This is a genomic window from Shewanella sp. 11B5 (assembly GCF_002836795.1).
GTDB lineage: Bacteria > Pseudomonadota > Gammaproteobacteria > Enterobacterales > Shewanellaceae > Shewanella > Shewanella frigidimarina.
The window spans coordinates 1-2,782 of the sequence record NZ_PJAP01000990.1 but is presented as its reverse complement, the minus strand read 5'-3'; the positions used below and the strand labels follow the sequence as shown (position 1 = coordinate 2,782).

At 38.5% G+C, this 2,782-nt stretch carries 2 protein-coding genes and 1 pseudogene; 2 read left to right on the top strand and 1 reads right to left on the bottom strand.

The window, feature by feature from the left end; all coding sequences use genetic code 11:
• Positions 1-1,031, top strand: a 1,031-nt coding sequence (locus CXF78_RS19310; RefSeq protein WP_102037671.1) for a type I restriction endonuclease, incomplete at its 5' end; no start/stop codon positions are given.
• A gap of 148 nt (positions 1,032-1,179) precedes the next feature.
• Entirely contained in the window at positions 1,180-1,518 is a 339-nt protein-coding gene (locus tag CXF78_RS19305; protein WP_011639443.1) for a DUF805 domain-containing protein, read from the top strand.
• Positions 1,519-1,684: 166 nt separating this feature from the next.
• Here CXF78_RS19305 and CXF78_RS19300 read toward each other — a convergent pair.
• Positions 1,685-2,764, bottom strand: a pseudogene (locus CXF78_RS19300) (class I SAM-dependent rRNA methyltransferase); the annotation flags it as partial.
• Positions 2,765-2,782: the final 18 nt, after the last annotated feature.

The window sequence follows — 2,782 nt, the reverse complement described above, 5'->3', positions numbered from 1 at the left end:
CAAAACGAATTCCCCAAATAGCTGCCAGTTTACACACTGAGGAAGCAACCAAAAATGCGTTAATTATGCCATTTCTTCATACCGTGCTTGGTTATGATGTCTTTAACCCTAATGAAGTCATCCCTGAATTTACGGCAGATATAGCGACTAAAAAAGGCGAGAAAGTTGACTACGCTTTAGTTAAAGATGGTGAAGTACAAATTCTTATAGAATGTAAAAAATACGGTGAAAAGCTATCAATTAAGCATGCCGGACAATTATTTAGATATTTCTCTGTTACAAACTCTCGTTTAGCCATCCTGACTAACGGAACAGAATATCAATTTTTTACTGATTTAGATGCTCCTAACAAAATGGATGAAAAACCGTTTTTAACGTTAGATTTATTAAATATAGATGAGCATTTAATCCCTGAACTTAAGAAATTGACTAAGTCTTCATTTGATGTTGAATCCATAGTAAATGCTGCTGGAGAGTTAAAGTATTTAAATCAAATTAAAAAGCTATTAAACGAGCAATTTAAAGACCCTGAAGAAGAGTTTATAAAGTTCTTTGCTGCAAGGACTTACGATGGTGTTCTTACTCCAAAAGTAAAACAACAGTTTACTGAAATAACTAAAAAAGCATTAAGGCAATTTTTAAGTGACAGCATCAACGAAAGGTTAAAATCTGCCATTGGAGATGAACAAATCTCGAAAATAGAAGATGAGGATAAGTGTCTTCTAGATGATGAAAAACCTAAAATAGTGACTACTAACGATGAAGTTGAAGGCTTTAATATTGTCAAAGCAATTTTAAGAAAAAATGTAGATGCGAGTCGAATTATTGCTAGAGATACCCAAAGCTATTTCGGGGTGTTATTGGATGATAACAACCGTAAACCTCTATGTCGTTTACACTTCAATGCTAAACAAAAGTATATTGGTTTATTTGATTCTGATAAAAATGAAATAAGATATCCAATTGAAACGTTAGATCAAATTTTCGATTTTAGTGATGAACTATTAAAAATGACAGCATACTACGAGTAAGTAATTAAAGGATGATTGATTTACCTTAAATGTGCTGGTAAGTTATTAAAAGTATTATAAATGTTGTATTAATAAAACATTTCTAGAGTGTTTTTCGATATTCTGCTAATACATGGTTAATTTTCATCAACAACAAGGAAGGTTCTGAATGGATTATTTTGTAGGCGCGTTAAAAAAGTATGCTGATTTCACTGGTCGAGCGCGAAGAAAAGAATATTGGATGTTTATACTTGTTTATACCATTATCAATATTGTCATAGCTGTACTTGGTTTAGAGACTATTTCAATGATAGTGAGTCTTGCGTTATTAGTTCCAAGTCTGAGTATTGCAGCTAGAAGGTTACATGACACAGGCCGTTCTGGCTGGTGGCAATTAATACTATTAATTCCACTCATTGGCTTAATCGTTCTGATTGTTTTCTTGGCCCAAGACAGCCATGATGCAAATGATTACGGTGTTAACCCTAAATTGGGTGTTCCAACATAAAACAGATCAAGATATCGTGATGCCGCTAATACTCATGTTGACTTAAACGCGTTTTGATTGTGTGGTAGGTATTAGCGGTACAAGGCGTCATTGAGCTGATCGCGATGTTTATAGAATCAAAAAGGGAACAGATACTGTTCCCTTTTTGATTAGATCCATTTAGCTGTTACCAAACGCGAGCAACGAGTCCTTTGAGGTAATAACCTTCTGGGAATGCGCTACTAATTGGGTGATCACTTGCTTGGTGCATGCGTTCAATAAATTGCACTTCACGCTTGGCATCAAGTGCAGCATCGGCAACCACTTTTTGGAATAGGTCTGACTGCATTAAGCCTGAACACGAGAACGTCAGTAATATTCCGCCTGGATTAAGTAATTGCATCGCAATCATATTGATGTCTTTATAACCGCGACATGCGCCATCGAGTTGTGACTTATTGTCGGCAAATTTAGGCGGGTCTAAGACAATAACATCAAAGGTTTTACCTTCATCTCGGTACTGGCGTAGTAATTTGAATACGTCAGCTTCGTTATAATTTACATGGTCATCATTAAGGTTGTTAATGGCCATATTATCGCGAGCAGTTTGCAGCGCTAAGGTTGATACATCGACGTTTTCAATACTCGCAGCGCCAGCTTTGGCAGCATACAAGCCAAAAGTACCGGTGTAACAGAAGCAGTTAAGCACTGATTTACCTTTGACAAAACGGGCTGCCATGGCACGGTTGTCACGTTGATCCAGATAGAAACCTGTTTTATGACCTTTAACAACATCGACGGCAATCTTAATACCATTTTCTTCGATGATCACGGGCATAGCAGGTAACTCCCCGTGCAGTAATCCTACTACAGGAACTAAGCCTTCTTTCTTTCTTGAGTCAACATCTGAACGCTCATAGACCGCGCAGTCCGGATATTGAAGAACCAGTTGCTCAACGATAGTATCGCGCCACTTTTCAGCACCAGTACTCAATAACTGACATACCAGAACATTGGCATAACGGTCTATGGTGATACCGGGTAAACCGTCCGATTCAGCGGCAATTAAGCGATAGCCCGTTAGACCTTGTTCGCGGATCAAATCATCACGACCCGCTTGGGCTCTTTTAATGCGTCGGGCGAAAAAATCGGCATCGATAGTTTCTTCTTTGTCGAAGGTCCATATCCGCACTTGGATTTGAGATTCTGGCGACCAGGCACCGCGTCCGAGCCAATGCCCGTCGTGCGCCACTACTTCAACAGCTTTCTCTTATACCCATCTGCC

Bases quoted from the DNA above. Each gene is read 5' to 3' on its own strand.
- CXF78_RS19305 (WP_011639443.1), top strand. From the start codon at position 1,180: ATGGATTATTTTGTAGGCGCGTTAAAAAAGTATGCTGATTTCACTGGT.